The sequence below is a fragment of the Caballeronia sp. 11_S32 genome (genome assembly GCF_056930355.1).
The window spans coordinates 1,194,791-1,207,951 of the sequence record NZ_JBXOWH010000001.1; the positions used below are offsets into that span (position 1 = coordinate 1,194,791).

13 protein-coding genes and 1 pseudogene are annotated in these 13,161 nt (G+C 59.3%); 3 read left to right on the forward strand and 11 right to left on the reverse strand.

The window, feature by feature from the left end:
- Positions 1-164: 164 nt before the first annotated feature.
- The gene (locus AC1Z32_RS05470; RefSeq protein ID WP_483477674.1) at positions 165-1,292 is read right to left on the reverse strand and encodes a YbdK family carboxylate-amine ligase; all 1,128 of its coding nucleotides are present in this window, start codon (positions 1,290-1,292) and stop codon (positions 165-167) included.
- Between the two features lie 859 nt (positions 1,293-2,151).
- On the opposite strand from AC1Z32_RS05470, the gene AC1Z32_RS05475 reads away from it, so the two are divergent.
- Entirely contained in the window at positions 2,152-2,724 is a 573-nt protein-coding gene (locus AC1Z32_RS05475; RefSeq protein WP_483477675.1) for a hypothetical protein, read from the forward strand.
- A gap of 83 nt (positions 2,725-2,807) precedes the next feature.
- Here the strand turns inward: AC1Z32_RS05475 and AC1Z32_RS05480 are convergent, their stop codons facing one another.
- Both AC1Z32_RS05480 and AC1Z32_RS05485 read right to left on the reverse strand, forming a co-directional pair.
- Positions 2,808-3,410 (reverse strand): cysteine hydrolase family protein, encoded by a 603-nt coding sequence (locus AC1Z32_RS05480; RefSeq protein WP_483477676.1) that lies wholly within the window; start codon positions 3,408-3,410, stop codon positions 2,808-2,810.
- Positions 3,411-3,445: 35 nt separating this feature from the next.
- Positions 3,446-3,957 (reverse strand): annotated as a pseudogene (locus AC1Z32_RS05485) (MFS transporter); the annotation flags it as partial.
- Between the two features lie 192 nt (positions 3,958-4,149).
- Between AC1Z32_RS05485 and AC1Z32_RS05490 the strand changes: the two are divergent.
- Positions 4,150-4,803 (forward strand): GntR family transcriptional regulator, encoded by a 654-nt coding sequence (locus AC1Z32_RS05490; RefSeq protein WP_483477677.1) that lies wholly within the window; start codon positions 4,150-4,152, stop codon positions 4,801-4,803.
- 141 nt (positions 4,804-4,944) lie between these two features.
- Positions 4,945-5,379, forward strand: coding sequence for a MarR family winged helix-turn-helix transcriptional regulator (locus tag AC1Z32_RS05495; protein WP_483477678.1), 435 nt, complete (start codon positions 4,945-4,947; stop codon positions 5,377-5,379).
- Positions 5,380-5,414: 35 nt separating this feature from the next.
- Here the strand turns inward: AC1Z32_RS05495 and AC1Z32_RS05500 are convergent, their stop codons facing one another.
- The 8 genes from AC1Z32_RS05500 to AC1Z32_RS05535 all read right to left on the reverse strand — a co-directional run bounded on the left by AC1Z32_RS05500 (position 5,415) and on the right by AC1Z32_RS05535 (position 12,954).
- Positions 5,415-6,875 (reverse strand): NAD-dependent succinate-semialdehyde dehydrogenase, encoded by a 1,461-nt coding sequence (locus AC1Z32_RS05500; protein WP_483477679.1) that lies wholly within the window; start codon positions 6,873-6,875, stop codon positions 5,415-5,417.
- A gap of 18 nt (positions 6,876-6,893) precedes the next feature.
- A complete protein-coding gene (locus AC1Z32_RS05505; RefSeq protein WP_483477680.1) occupies positions 6,894-7,403 on the reverse strand; it encodes a redoxin family protein in 510 nt (169 codons plus the stop codon).
- A gap of 37 nt (positions 7,404-7,440) precedes the next feature.
- Positions 7,441-8,397: a peptidyl-alpha-hydroxyglycine alpha-amidating lyase family protein gene (locus tag AC1Z32_RS05510; protein WP_483477681.1), complete on the reverse strand. Its 957-nt coding sequence runs from the start codon at positions 8,395-8,397 to the stop codon at positions 7,441-7,443.
- Positions 8,398-8,403: 6 nt separating this feature from the next.
- Positions 8,404-9,183 (reverse strand): VOC family protein, encoded by a 780-nt coding sequence (locus AC1Z32_RS05515; RefSeq protein WP_483477682.1) that lies wholly within the window; start codon positions 9,181-9,183, stop codon positions 8,404-8,406.
- 66 nt (positions 9,184-9,249) lie between these two features.
- Positions 9,250-10,209 carry a PDR/VanB family oxidoreductase gene (locus tag AC1Z32_RS05520; protein WP_483477683.1) on the reverse strand — a complete coding sequence of 320 codons (960 nt, stop codon included), beginning with the start codon at positions 10,207-10,209 and terminating at the stop codon, positions 9,250-9,252.
- An 84-nt stretch (positions 10,210-10,293) separates the two neighbouring features.
- A complete protein-coding gene (locus tag AC1Z32_RS05525) occupies positions 10,294-10,719 on the reverse strand; it encodes a Rieske (2Fe-2S) protein (RefSeq protein ID WP_483477684.1) in 426 nt (141 codons plus the stop codon).
- A gap of 28 nt (positions 10,720-10,747) precedes the next feature.
- On the reverse strand, positions 10,748-11,791 hold the full coding sequence (locus AC1Z32_RS05530; RefSeq protein WP_483477685.1) for an amidohydrolase family protein: 1,044 nt from the start codon (positions 11,789-11,791) through the stop codon (positions 10,748-10,750).
- The gene (locus AC1Z32_RS05535; RefSeq protein WP_483477686.1) at positions 11,788-12,954 is read right to left on the reverse strand and encodes an amidohydrolase family protein; all 1,167 of its coding nucleotides are present in this window, start codon (positions 12,952-12,954) and stop codon (positions 11,788-11,790) included. The genes AC1Z32_RS05530 and AC1Z32_RS05535 overlap by 4 nt, the downstream gene beginning before the upstream one ends.
- Positions 12,955-13,161: the final 207 nt, after the last annotated feature.

The window sequence follows — 13,161 nt, forward strand, 5'->3', positions numbered from 1 at the left end:
ACCGAACGGCATTACGGTCACTGGGCGGCATTTTTTCGAACAAAAGAAAACTACCTTTCGGCGGCGGTCTGCACACCGAGCTCGGCATCTATCCGGGCGAATCTTTCGGACTCCGGTGCAAACGACTTTCTTCGCCTCCACCGGGCGCGCGGCCCCGTCTTAGCTTAGCCGAGCATCTGCGCTCCCCGCCATATCTGACACTGCTGTCGGACAACTTCATGCAACGAGTCATGCGCACCGTAAACGCGGCGCAACCAGTCAGCATCGCTCAGGCCGGAGGTCAGATTGCGCCTGATGATTTCGAGGCCTTCCTCTGCGCCGAGAACCTGCGCATGACCTTCGATCGCGTCTAGCGTGGCGACAATCTCGCTTCGAATCGAACCGCGATGCCGCGTCTCCGGGTTCACGCAGGTTCCGTCCAGACCAAAGCGACATGCCATGAACCGATTCGTGCGATAGACTTCGTAATCCCGCTCGCTAAGGCGCGCAGGCCTGTCGACCAGAAGATACCGAGCAAGCGCCTGAATATAGGCCGCGATCGCCGCTGCCCATTCAACGCGCAGCGGCGTATCCATGACACGAACTTCGATCGTGCCATAACCTGGACTCGGACGAATGTCCCAGTAGAAGTCTTTTAGACTTTTGACGAGACCCGTGTTCGTCATGCGATCGAAGTATTGTTCGAATTCGGACCACCTCGTTACGAAGGGAGCCTGGCCGGCCAGAGGGAATGGTGCGACCGAATTGAGCCGGGCGCACTGAAACTGCGTGTCGCTTCCTTGTACAAAAGGAGAAGAGGCGGCCAAGGCTATGAAGTGTGGAACATAACGCGAAAGCGAATGCAGTAGAACGAGCGCCGAGTCAGCGTCGGGACAGCCTACATGCACGTGCTGACCGAAGATCGTGAATTGCTGGTAAAGGGCCCCGTACAGTCCCATCAGGTACTCGGAGCGCTCGCGTCCGTCCGAACGCTGGTCGAACCAGTTCTGGAAGAAGTTTGTCCCTCCTCCGCAGACTCCGACATTCAGAAAGTCGGCGGCCCGTACCAGCGTGTCGCGAAGAACCTGCAACTCGCTTCTCGCCTGATCAAAGCTCCTGCACACTCCAGTGGACAACTCGATCATCCCTTCTGTGGTCTCCGGATTGATCGCCCCCGCAAAGCTTTCCTCTTTTACTCGACCCAGCAGTTCCGTGGTTGCCTTCGTCAGATTGTAGTCATGCGTATTAACGACCTGAACCTCGAGTTCGACGCCAATGGTGAACGAATCTGAAGACGCGAATGGCTGCAGCATGAGATGTCCTGTTGAACGGGAATGAAGAACAAGAGCAGCGTAGCCATTCTACGCATGTTGGCTCGCAAGGAAGAGTGGGGGCCTCTCCGCCGCTGCCGCCGAATGGCTGATCGATACACTTCGCGCACAAAGTCAGTGCATGCATTACCTGCTTACCTGAGAATGCCGCAACCGATGTTTCGATGGCGCTGGTGGCGTGATCTGCTCGAGGATTCACTCACGCGCGTGCGGAGCAACGATCCGTGGAACACTCGATTGACCGCGATCTCAAGAGTCAGTTCGCGTTGCAGACGAATGCAAACCAGCGACTACTTCGTATGATGCTATGGATACCCAATCAATAGAAGGTTACAGAGTGCAAGGTTCATCCTTACCTGTGCGCTGTCCGGTCTTCGAGCCATCATCGATGCATTCGCTACACAGCGAGATCACCATTCACATCATGCGATGCGTAACGCCCTGTGACTTTCCCGAAATCTGATTGGCACTTCCGAAGATCGTGGATTACACTATTTTTTGCTATGCGCCCTTGATGCATGGCTGACTCACGAAGTCACACTTGCGCGGACTTTCGTGCACGTCTTCTGCGCGTGTCCGCCGACGCCGAGCGAAACTAACGGCTCGGTGAGGCGTTTCGCCGTTCATTACCGATCCCGCGCCTCGGCTCTGGCCTCGACACGTCAGAACGCCCGGCCACAAACTACCGCCACTCGTTCTCATTGCTTCCTCCGCAAACGGCGGCAGCCGGGATTCACTGCGGCATTCTTTTATTCACTTTGAATTGGGTGCTGAACCGAGCTCGACGACATTCTTCTGCGCCGTGATCTCGAGCGCCCGATTCGCTGGCAAGGAGATGACCGTGAAGATCAAGCATTCAAGCATTGCTTCGGCAGCAGCCATTGTCCTTCTCTCGCTGAGCGGCGCGGCGCATGCCGACGGCGGCCATTGTTCGAACGAAACGCTAAGGGGCGCGTATGGTTTCATCGGTCACGGAGTGATTCTCGGATTGATAGGCGATGATGGTTTGGTACATCCGTACGCTTCCCCGTCGATACTCGATGACGTCGCCCTGGTGACATTCGACGGTGTTGGCCATTTCACTCGCACCGACTTCGGGGTTATCGGCGGGCTGCCGAAGGGCGGGCAGACCACGTTCAATCCGAACCAGATGGGCGCCTACACGGTGCACCACGATTGCACGGGCACCATGAAGATCATCTATACCGCCGGGGGAGCCGTGCCGGCCGGTGTGGAGACGGATCTGAACATCGTCGTCGCGTCGGACGGGACGCTCATCGAATCCGTTGTCTACAGAGCGGTCACCGTGGCAGGCTCCAGCGCGGACGGCAGCGTAAAGTGTCCACCGAATTGCCAGCAAGGCGTGCAAGAGAGCTTCGAGGGGAAGAAGGTCTCAGTCTTCGGCTTTCGTTAGTCGAGGTTAGTCGAGACCCGGATGGGTGCTCTTCGAACTGGCGATTCGCCCGCGATGCCGACATCGAATCTAACGACTTCCGCTTATTCAAGTCGGCATCGCAAGGCACTCGCGATATCAGCGGTCGGCATGACCGCGGCTTGCTGAGGCAACACCTTCTCTATCAGAAAGGTGTGAGCCTGTTCGTCGCCATCCGCGCAGGCGTCATTTGCCACCACGAGCTGGTAGTCCAGATCGAACGCCTGCCGAACCGTGGACAGCACTACGCCAGAAGTTGCGACGCCCGCGAGGATGATCGTCTCGATCCCTCGCGCGCGCAGCATCAATTCGAGATCGGTTCCACTGAAGGCTCCAATACGGTGTTTCAAAACGACCGGCTCCGCACTCTGCGGCGTCAAATCAGGGTGAATCTTCGTGCCTTCGCCATCGGGATCGACCAGTCCGCTCTCCTTGAGCATGGAAAACAGCTTGTTGCGCGGGCTGATCTCGGGATAGCCCGGGCGAAAGGAGACCTTCACGTGAGCGGTGAAAACGCCGACGGAGCGCGACGCGTCGAGAAGTTTGGATGCATTGCTCACGACCTCGCTGGCGGCATTTGGCTTCAGAAAATTGTCGAGAACAAATCCTTGAAAATCCATCAGCAGCAAGGCGGACGTCTTCGGATTGATGGATAGCAATTCCGACATCGAGACCTCTTTCAGTAGAATTAAAAAAGAATGCGCTAGTCACATACGCGCATTCCAGCGACTTTCCAATTGCACATGGCGCCAAGAAGCAGGAGAAGGCTAGTTCCAAGGAACACCGCCTTCAATCCGATTTGTCCGCCGATGAATCCGCCGATCAGCGGCCCCGAGACCTGCCCTGCGAATTGCGACGACAGCGAATAGCCCATGGCGGTCCCCACGAAGCTATCCGGGACGTCAGCAGTCCCGCAGCCGTGAGCGCGAAGATGATGACCTTTGAATGCCCGATACTATCGGCAACCTTACCGAGCTGGGAGGCAGAGACAATACTTCCGGGCGCGGCAGTCGACATCACAAGGCCTGAAACGAGGGTGATGTGAGCCGGGTCCTGAACCAGAGTCGCGACATAAACCGTGATGATTGGCTCAATCGACATATTGGCCACCATGAGAAGGAGGCCGGTGCCAAGCATGGCGACGACCACGCCCTTTTGCGGTACTTGCGACCGTCCGCCCTTGCGCTGTTCCTTCGATACCCGAGGCTTGCGCGGTAGACGGTCTCAAACGAACCAAAGAGGCAGATCGCGAGATTGCGCAGCCAATGCACCTCGGGTTGGTCAGAATCCATATACTTGGCGGTCACGGAAGGGTTTCAACCCAGCATGGTACACTGATTTGGTACACCAAGTTGGAGCACAACAGTTCAACGAGATTTCGGCGATGCGCAAGAGTGGAGGTGCAGGTTGACGACGCAGACACAGCTGGTCGAAGAGCAGCTTCGAAGGATGATCCTGGATATGGATATTGGCCCAGGCGAGCGCTTGACCGAACGCTGGCTGGAAGCGCAGTTTCAGACATCGCGGACATCCGTTCGCACGGCGCTGCTTCGGCTCGAGGCAGAGGGGCTCGTCAGTCGCAATGGACGCGCGTGGATGATCCCGCCCATCGACCTCGATGAAGTCAGACAACTGTTCGTCTACCGCGAGATTCTGGAGGTCGCCGCACTGCGCCTCGGCGGCCCTTCAGCGACTTCCGCGGAACTGTCCGAGATCGAGGCTATCCTCGATTCGATCGGTCCGACGTCCACGCCGGAGGAGCGGGACAATGCGGCGCGACAGTTTCACCTCAGGATCGGCGGACTTGCGCGCAATGAGTTCGTGACGCGTGGCATCGCCGATTGCATGACCCGCTTGCTGCGCGTGCGCTGGATCGAGAACGATGCCTTGCACCCCGGCACGACCGAACATCGGGCAGTGTTGAAAGCGCTGCAGAAGGGTCAGGTGGACAAAGCAATCGAGCTTACGCAGAAGCACATCAGTGCGGCGCGTGACAGGTTGCTGGACTCGCTGACGGCCGGGCGAAGAAGCCTTCGGGCGCGGGGAATAGTCGTTTCGTGAACAGGTAATGTCAGAAGCCGGGAGCGTCGTTCTTTATCCGCCGCTTCCTCGCCGGACGGCGCTCGAGCATATGCTAAATTTATCGTTTTGACCACGCTGCGTTCCAACAAGAGCGCCACGCAACGGAAAGTCTTATCAAACATGCTGAAAAATCGGGATTCGGTTGCGGAACTCGCGTTCGATCTTCGCGAGACTTTAGGACGGGGCGCCAGACTCATTCGGGTCGAGTCTGGTCCGCCGCTCTCGCAGCTTACGGTGCTGGGGCACCTTCAGCGCCAGGGAACGATGAGCATCAACGACCTTGCAGCGGCCGAGCGCGTGCGCCCGCAATCGATGTCTCTCACCGTCCAGGCGCTGGAAAAAGCAGGCTTGGTAGGCCGCAAGCCCCACCCCACTGACGGTCGAGCGACGATCATTCAACTCACGAAGAAAGGCAGCAAGACACTCGAGAACATATTCGCGGTGCGGGAAGACTGGTTGAACGCCGTGATCCTCGAAAAGCTATCCGCGGATGAGCGGCAAGAATTGCAGAAGGGCTTATCGCTCATCAAGAGAATCATCGAGACGCGTGAGTAATTCGCACCTGTGCGAATGACTCACCTGGCAACCGCTCAAACCTGAAGGCACATATATTTGATGACGACGTAGTCATCGATACCGTAACGCGACCCCTCTCGGCCAAGACCGGATTGCTTCACACCGCCAAACGGTGCGACCTCATTCGACAACAAGCCGGTATTGATTCCGACCATACCGTATTCCAGGGCTTCGGCTACCCGGTAGACTCGCGCAACATCGCGGCTATAGAAATAGGCGGCCAGTCCGAACTCCGTATCGTTGGCCAGGCGCACGGCTTCGTCGTCGGTCGTGAACTTGAAGATCGGCGCGAGCGGGCCGAAAGTCTCTTCCTTCGCCACCTTCATGTCCGATGTAACGCCCATGAGCACGGTCGGCTCGAAGAAGCCGAATCCGAGTGCATGTCGCTTGCCGCCCGTCGTGACGCATGCGCCTTTCGAAACCGCATCTTCGATGTGCATCTCCACCTTCTCCACCGCCCTCTCGTCGATGAGCGGTCCAAGCATGACGCCGTCGTCCGTGCCCCGGCCGATCTTCAACTTCCTGACCGCCTCGGATAACTTTTGTCCGAAGGCCTCGTAGACGCGCTCATGCACGTAAAAGCGGTTCGTGCAGACGCAGGTTTGTCCGCTGTTGCGATACTTCGATGCCATCGCGCCCTGCACCGCGGCATCGATATCGGCGTCCTCGAACACGATGAATGGCGCGTTGCCGCCAAGTTCGAGCGTCACCTTCTTGACCGTGGGCGCGCTTTGCGCCATGAGGAGGCGCCCGACCGCTGTCGATCCGGTGAACGACAGTTTGCGCACGACCGGATTGCTCGTCATTTCCTGACCGATTTCCTTCGGGTCGCCCGTGAGGATGTTGAGCACGCCCCTGGGTATTCCAGCGCGCTCGGCCAGCGCGGCTAGCGCGAACGCCGAGAAGGGCGTCGCCTCGGCGGGCTTGACCACGATAGGACAACCCGCGGCAAGCGCCGGACCGACCTTGCGCGTAATCATCGCAGCGGGAAAATTCCACGGTGTGATGGCCGCGCAAACGCCTATCGGCTCCTTCGTCACGATGATGCGCTTGTCGGACGCGGGCGTGGCGAGGGTATCACCGGCCACCCGCTTGCCCTCTTCCGCGAACCATTCGATGAAGGACGCTGCATAGGCGATCTCGCCCTTCGCCTCGGCAAGCGGCTTGCCCTGCTCGGTCGTGAGAATGAGGGCGAGGTCGTCGGCGCTCTCGATCATCAAATCGTACCAGCGGCGCATGATGACGGCCCGTTCCTTGGCCGTCTTCTTGCGCCATGCCGGCCAGGCCGCGTTCGCGGCATCGATGGCACGACGCGTCTCGCTCGCCCCCATCTTCGGCACCGGGCCCAGCGACGCTCCGTTCGACGGATCGCGCACGTCGAACGTTGCGCCATTGTCGGCCTGCTGCCATTCACCGTCGATGTAGGCTGCATGACGCAACAGTGCCGGGTCCTTGAGTTGTTCCTTCAGGCTCATTTTCTTGAACGTCCCTGATTAGCTATGGCGCAACGTCGCGAGGATGCTCTCAGCGTCGCTGACCTCAAACTTCCCCGCGTCTTCGACATTGAGCGTCTTGACCACGCCGTCGTCGACTATCATCGCGTAGCGCCTGGACCTGAGTCCCATGCCGCGTTCGGTCAGATCCTGAACCAGTCCGAGCGCAGTCGTGAAGTGCGCACAGCCGTCGGCGACCATCTTCACCTTGCCCGCGGCTCGAAGATCGCGTCCCCATGCGCCCATCACAAACGCATCATTGACCGAGACACACCATATTTCGTCGATACCGGCCGCGAACAGCGCCGACGCCTTGTCGACGTAACCCGGCGCGTGTCTGGCCGAGCACGTTGGCGTGAACGCACCGGGCAATCCAAAGATCACCACGCGCTTGCCAGCGCTCCGTTCGCGCGTCGAGAACGCGTTGGGTCCAACCGGGCAGCCGTCTGACGCCTCTTCGATGAATTCGAAGAGTTTCGCATCGGGCAACATGTCGCCCACTTTGGTCATGTTTGATCCTTTCCTGATAAGACAGCGGCGGATTTAGCTATCGCGGTCTGAACTTTCGCAGACAACGATGCGGAACCTGCGGTCTGCCGGTGTAGCTCGAAAACGACTCGGGCACTTCGGCAACGTAGATCGCACCTGTCGAGTCGACCGCAATCGCGTGTGGCGCGAGAAATTGCACGCCAGGACAAGTCAAGAACGTTTTGATGGAGCCATCCGCCGAGCGAATCGTCACTCGCCCCGGCAACTCTTCCTCCGCCCGCCCGAGCCGCCAGGACTTCAGATCTTTGGGGCCTCGCGGGAGCTCGGTCATGTACACATATCCACGCTGATCGAAGGCCACGTCGGTCGGTCTCTGAACGTTGGTCCATATCTCGAGCAGTTGGCCCTCTCGCGTAAAGATCTGGATCCGGTCGTTTTCCCGGTCGCAAACGACAACGCGACCTGCGCTATCGATCACGACGCTGTGCGGAATCACGAAACACCCTGCCTCCGCTCCAGCCTCTCCCCAGGAACAAACATGTCGGCGGTTCGCGGAGAAGCGGTGAATCCGGCAATTGCGATAGCCGTCGCTGATGAACAATTCGCCATCGCTTGCCGGCGCGACCTTGGTCGGCCTGTTGAACGGCGGGCCACCCTTCATTCGTTCGTAAGCGGCCTCCGCGCCCGGCGCTGTCGCGTCATAACCGGTTTCCGATGGGACGCCGCTACCGATGGCCTCGAGCAGGCGCCCAGAGAGGTCGAACACGAAGACTCGGTGGGCGCCATCGTCAGCGATGTAGATCCTGTCATCGCTGCCGATCGAGATAAGGTGGGGACGGTTCGAGAAGCAATCGTTGCCCCAGCGATTCAGGACGGTTCCATCGGGGCTCAAGACGGTGATGGCATCTGCGCCACGTCGCAACACATACACGCGGTCTTCAGAATCGAGCGCGACGCCAGTGACGTCGTGCTCCCAACTCTCCGCGCCCCAGCCCGCGACTTCCTCGAAATCCATCACTATTCATCCCTTCGATGCTTGCACCCAGTTCGGAACATGCGGTGGGACTTCATCAGGCGCGCCTTCGAGCAGCGCGGGTACCGGATCTTCGTCCATGAGCCAGTCCGAGAAGTCGTACGATTGCCATGCTGTGTCCTGCGAATCGAAGGACGAGATTTCCAGCGGGTTGCCGCTGGGGTCCGCGAAGTAAATGGAGGAAATGAATCGATGGGTGTTGTTCACACCGCGTCGTTCCGAGACTTCAGACACCGGAATGCCGCTGGCGAGCAAGTGCTCACGAAACCACTCCACGTCGGCATGCTTCGGCACGTCGAAGGACAGATGATCCAGCTTCTGCGGCTCGACCGGCTTGCTCCATCGCGCCTTCACCGCGGCGGGCCACAGCACTGAGCTCACGGGTGCCGGCGGACGCTTCGCGACACCGGGCGCCTCGTAAAGCGAAAAGAGCTCGCCGTTGCCCATTTCGAAGAAAACCTGCCGCAGCGAGATATTCACCGCCACGGGCGACGAATCGGCCGGCTTGACGGCTGAGCCGCTCGAATGATGCGCGGCCGAACGCAGGCCTTCACCCGTGGTGGTGAAGCGAACGGTTCGAACGACACGCATGCCCAAGATGTCCCGATAGAATCGCACGCCTTCGTTCATGTCATGCGTGAAGAGGACGAGGTGATTGATGCCCTTGATCCGGCCTGCGGCCGGCCCCGACTCTTGCAGGACGCGACGGTGGCGCGGCAGTGTCTCACCGCTCGACGTTTCAGTTTTTTCAGTCGTCAAATCAGCCATTGATAAATACTCCAATCTTTTGTTGGTCCGTGCGCAACTCGAATTAAAGTCGCCATGTTCCCGGGGTTACGCGTCAAGCACGAGGCGAGCCGAGCACGATCTCGAAACACACACTATGATGGTCTGTCCCGCGGCCCGCTCTTTCGCGCTCAGCACCGAGTCGCGGTGATCAGGCGCGCCCGAAATCACTCGGGTCTCACACGAGCCGCACACACCTTCCTGGCAAGAGGAGTCGATCTCCACGCCAAGCTCCTCGGCCTTTTCCAGGATCGAGCAACCCGGCGGCACCGTCGCTATGACGCCGGAACGGGCAAATTCGACTTCGAATGAAGTGTCTTCGTCGATGGACCCGTCGGCTCGGGCAGAGAACCGCTCGTAGTGGACGCGTTCGCTCGGCCATTCGGCGCAGCCCTCATCGATCGCGTTGAGCATTGGCTCCGGGCCGCAGCAATAGAGAACCGTGTCCGGATCGGACTGAGCGATGAGCGCGCTCAAGTCTGCCTGTCCACGGCTATCGCTTTCGTGAAGCGAGACCCGGTCGCCACCGATCGCGCGAACGTCGTCCACAAAGGCCATCGACTCGGCCGAACGTCCGCAGTACAGAAGGCGCCAGTCCGCGCCTGCTGCGGAGACGTCGGCGATCATGGGCAGGATGGGCGTGATGCCGATTCCACCCGCGATGAACAGGTAGCGCTTTGCAGGCACGAGCGGAAAGTTGTTGCGCGGTCCCGATACACGAATCGTGTCCCCTTCCGCGATGCCTTCATGGATATGAGCCGATCCTCCGCGGCCGTCCGATGCGAGCCGCACGGCTACCTGCCAGTGGCCTCGGTCGCTGGTTTGCCCACACAAGGAATACTGCCGCACATACTCCACGCCTTTGGAAGCGAAATGGAGGTCCACATGTGCGCCGGGCTCCCAACCCGGGAGATCGGCGCCGTCCTGGCGCGCAAACGTCAGACGATGGACTCCATCGGCCACCACGTCCTTGCGGGTGATCACAAGTTCGAAGTCGCGTTCAGACATGACAAACCCTCAGTGAATGGACGAGCCTCATGAAATCGATGAGCCTCGTCCGTCGAGAAGTGCTCGCGATCCTTGCCGGATCGCTCAGACTTCGAGAACGACCGTGGCGCCTTCAATCGAAACGGGCACCGTTTCCACACCCGCTTTCAACCGCTCGAGTTCTTCCGGCGACTCGACCTTCACCGGATAGCTGCGCACTTTCTGCCTGGACTCGAAAATCGTGCGGCCGGTTTTGATTTCGAATTCCCAGTGATGCCACGGACAAGCCACAATCTCGCCGTCGCGCACCCAGTGCATTTCAGGCAAGCCATCCGCCGGCAACTCCGCCTGTGAAGTACCGCGCACCCTTCCCTTGCACAACGGACCACCCATGTGCGGGCAGGTGTTCTTCAATGCGTAGAACTGACCGCCTACATTAAAGACACCGATACCGCTCTTCACTTTGTCCGGATAGACGATGGTCGATGAACCCGGCGGAAAATCACTCACTGGACCGACTACGTACCGCATGATCTTGTCTCCTTTTCACTCGTGCTGGTCACGAGCTCAATTCAGCTGAAACGCGCGTTGCCAGACGCGGATAGAACCGTGCCGCGTTGTCCGCGAGGACACGAGCGCGCTCCGTTTCGGACCAGTTCGGGAACACGTCATTCGCGTTCACTCCGTCCCAATAGGGATGGCGGCTGCCGAACACCACCAGCGAAGCGTTGTCACCGCCAATGGTTCCGCTTGCAGCCACGCTGTGCGGCGAAATTTCGTCGTCAGCCTGAGTGACAAAGCGGGCTTGACGTTCGAGATACGTCGTCGGGTCCTTGCTCACCCAGGGCACCTCGACACGATCCGACTGCCAGTCCTTATCGGTTCGGATCACCAGTGAGCGCGCGGCGTGCACGCTGACATCGCCGAACACGACACGAAGTTCGGGCAGTCGTTCGAAGACGCCGGCAACGATGAAGCTGGTCAGTTGAACAATGGACGACATCGGGCGAATCGCGTGATTCTCAGCGAAATAGCTCGGGAAACCCACTTGTGACGGCGGCGGTTCCACGAGCGTCGCGAAGTCATCGTGGACGAAGACGACGAGGCCTCGCTCGGCAGCCGCACGCCAGATCGGGAAGAAGCGCTGCTCACCGTAAGTCGCCAACGCACGAGCGGGAACGACAAGCTGCACGAAGCGGTCATCATCGGCATAACGATCGATCTCACGCAGCGCGGTGTCCGTATCGTTCAGCGAGACGCGGATAGAGCCAAGGAAGCGGCCTTCAGCTTCCGGCGCGTTCAACCACTTCTCCGTGAGCAATCTGTTTGCGGCGCTCGCAACTGCCGCGGCCTGCTGCGGGTTCGGCCAGTAACCGCGCGTCGTCGGGCTCAGTACCGCGTAATCGACGCCGCGGCGACGCAAGTCAGCAGCTACGGCTGCCGGACTCGATGCCTCTTGCGCCGGCACCGAGAACTGATCGAATGGTGCGCGGTACTTCTCACCGAAAAGCGGCGGCAATTTCAGCAGGTTCCACGGTGCGCCTACTTCCTTGTTGAACTCGATGTTGTCCAGAACCGGATGGACTGCGCAATCGATAATCATCGTGCACCTCCGGCAGCCACGTCGAAACGGTCCACCGGACGCGTCGTCGGAAGGTCATAAACCAGGCGGGCGTTCTCTGACATGATTCGCTTCTTCACCTCGGCGTCGATCGAGCGCGGGAGCGCCTTGCTCGGCGGGTCGTAGTCATAGTGGGGATAATCGCTCGAGAACATCACGAGTTCTGCTGCGTTCGCCTGCTCATAGAGCGCGGCGATCTTGTGCGGGTCCGTGTTCTCTTCGATCGGCTGCGTTGCAAAGCGGCAGTGGTCGACGACATATTGATGCGGCGTCTTCTTCAGGCCGAGTTCCTTCGACGTCGTCGCCCAATGGCGCTCCATACGATCCACGAACGGCTGATACCACAGGAAGCCGCCCTCGACGAAGAGGACCTTCATGTCGGGATGGCGGTCGAACACGCCGTTGCAGATCCAGCTCGCCAGGTGCGTGGCATACGCCATCGGCGCAATCAGCGAGTGATATTCGACGAAGTATTGCAGCGGCCCCGTCGAGGTCCAGCCGAGCGGCTGCGTGGCGCCACCGCGGAAGTGCATCGAAATGGGCAGGTTGTGGCGTGCAGCTGCTTCCCAGATCGGGTCATACATCGGATGACCGAAGGGACGCGGACCATAGTGGCCGATCATCACCTGACGAAAGCCGGGATGACCACCCCATTTGTCGATTTCCCTGGCCGCGCCAATGGGGTCATCCACGGAGATCGAGATCGAGCCCACATAGCGCTTCTCGGCGTTGTACTTGGACAGCCAGGTATCGGCCATCCAGCTGTTCACAGCGCCGGCCAACGCGGTATCCAGTTTCGGGTCGGTCGTGAAGCCGCGGAAGCTCCACGGCAGCAAGATCGCATAGTCGGTCGGGTCATCGACAAACATTTGCTGCCCGACCATTTCGGGGTCCGAGCCGATGTCTCCGATCGACGGATACGCGTCCTTGCGGCCACCGCCGTCGAGCGTCTTGTACGTCGAGCGGCTGAAGGGCACGCTGTCGATAAGATTGGGCATATCGCGCCAGGGCGCGTCCAGATAGGGAATCAGCTCTTCGAACGAGCGCGGTTCGACATGGACATCCGTATCGATCACTTTGATTTCAATATGCTCGATTTGCCTGTCCTGCGATTCCGGCCGCTCAAGTGTTGCCGTCGTCATCATGTTTCCTCCCGACAATGGGTTGTCGTCGTCAGTTCGTTACCTTGCGACGATGTGGGGTTCGTCGTGATATTCAGTCTGCCTGTATATTTTTATCCTGTCAACGAAACCCGTTTAGGGAGAACCCTCAGGGAGCTCGCAAGGTATACAGTCAGACTGATTACCAATAAAAAATGCCTTGGCCCGCGCGAGGACACGGACCAAGGCAAA